The sequence below is a fragment of the Streptomyces sp. NPDC048473 genome, from assembly GCF_043200155.1.
GTDB lineage: Bacteria > Actinomycetota > Actinomycetes > Streptomycetales > Streptomycetaceae > Streptomyces.
Genome location: NZ_JBICXE010000179.1, coordinates 1 through 1610, shown reverse-complemented (window position 1 = coordinate 1610; position 1610 = coordinate 1). Strand labels below are relative to the sequence as shown.

At 68.0% G+C, this 1610-nt stretch carries 2 protein-coding genes; both read left to right on the top strand.

Features of this window, described 5'->3' with window-relative positions:
• Positions 1–487: 487 nt before the first annotated feature.
• A complete protein-coding gene (locus ACGFU7_RS48090; protein ID WP_393705139.1) occupies positions 488–658 on the top strand; it encodes a hypothetical protein in 171 nt (56 codons plus the stop codon).
• Positions 659–849: 191 nt separating this feature from the next.
• Positions 850–1610 (top strand): IS110 family transposase (locus tag ACGFU7_RS48085; protein ID WP_393705137.1); only part of this gene is annotated, 761 nt, incomplete at its 3' end.

The window sequence follows — 1610 nt, the reverse complement described above, 5'->3', positions numbered from 1 at the left end:
CGTGAGACGGCAGGATGTCGCGCGGCAGGAGCACCTTCTTTTCCACCGCTGCCGCGTCAGCGGTGTTCCGCGGGGGTCGGAGGCACGATGCCCGGACGGGTCGTTGGCTTCCCGCGTGATGAACGCGGCTACCCCGTCCCTGCGGAGAACGCCTGGGTCCGTGGCAAACCACAGCTGGCGCTCCAGGACTTCCGCCGCTCCGGGACTCTGTGGGCAGGCGCGTGTTGCGCGATCTGCGGCCTCGCTCTGGGCAACGACGTGCCCTATCGGCTGTTCGCCGACGACGAGGTCTACCCGACACTGAAGGCGGGGGCCTGCACACGATTCGACGGCCCCGGCCACCGCGAATGCATGCTCTTCTCCGGCGCGACGTGTCCCTTCTTCGTCTCGCCCGCCTCTCGGCGAAGCCAGGACCACCACGACGTGCCCAAGGGAACGAAACGCGGCGCGCGCCTCGCTGATCGGCTTCGAGAGGGTTCTGCTCGCCGTGGACCAGGAGCCGCCGCACCAGGTCTCGTTCAACTACCAGGGCATCGTGGAGAACCTGTCGTTCGAACTGGGCAAGGACCTTGCCACACAGCTGAGCGCCACTGAGCCGCCCACGGGAGCGGCGTCGGTGCGCTCTACCTTCTTCCTGGGAGGCCCCAGCCATTCGTAGGGTTGCGGCACCCAGGGGAGCCGGGTGTGGCTCTCGGTGCGCTGCCGCCTTGTGGCTCCACATGCTTGGCCGCCCGGCTCCCCACGACGACTCGGCCGCCGATTAGGAAGTGCGAACAAGTCGCTGAGTAGAGCAATGCCGGCGAGGTCGTCCGTGGCACGAATCGTACGAACGAGCACGTCAGGAGCGCGATGAGCCGGATATGGGTGGGGATCGACAGCGGCAAGGGCCACCACCACGGCCTTGCATTGGACGCCGGCGGAAAGACCCTGTTGTCGCGGCGGGTCGCCAACGACGAGCCCGAGCTGCTGAAGCAGATGGGTGACGTCCTGGCCCTGGCCGACTGCCGCAAGGTCACCTGGGCCATCGACATGACCGGCGGGGAGCCCGCGCTGCTGCTGGCCCTGCTGATCAACCATGGCCAGGAAGTCCTCTACATCCCCGGCCGCTTGGTGAACCGAGCATCCGACGGTTACCGAGGTGAGGGGAAGATTGATGCCCGCGACGCCTACGTCATCGCCGACCAGGCCAGGATGCGCCGCGACTTGCGGCCCGTCTGCCCCGGCGACGAATCCGCCATCGAGCTCAAGCTGCTGACCGGCCGCCGTACCGACTTGGTCGAGGACCGCACCCGCGTGGTGAACCGGCCGCGCGGCACCCTGCTGAGCATGTTCCCGGCCCTGGAGAGGGCCCTGGACATGACGAATACCGGCCCGCTCAAGCTCCTTACGGGCTGCCAGGCCCCGGCCTGGATCAGCCGCGCCGGCACCGCGCGGCTGATGAAGTGGCTGGCCAATCGCAAGGTCCGCAACGCGCGATCCCTTGCCGAAGCGGCCGTTGAGGCCGCCGAGCGCCAGCACACAGCTGTCCCCGGGGAGAAGACCATCGCGAAGCTGGTCCACACCCTGGCCGAGGAGGTGATGGCCCTCAACGAGCAGATCTCCGAGATGGA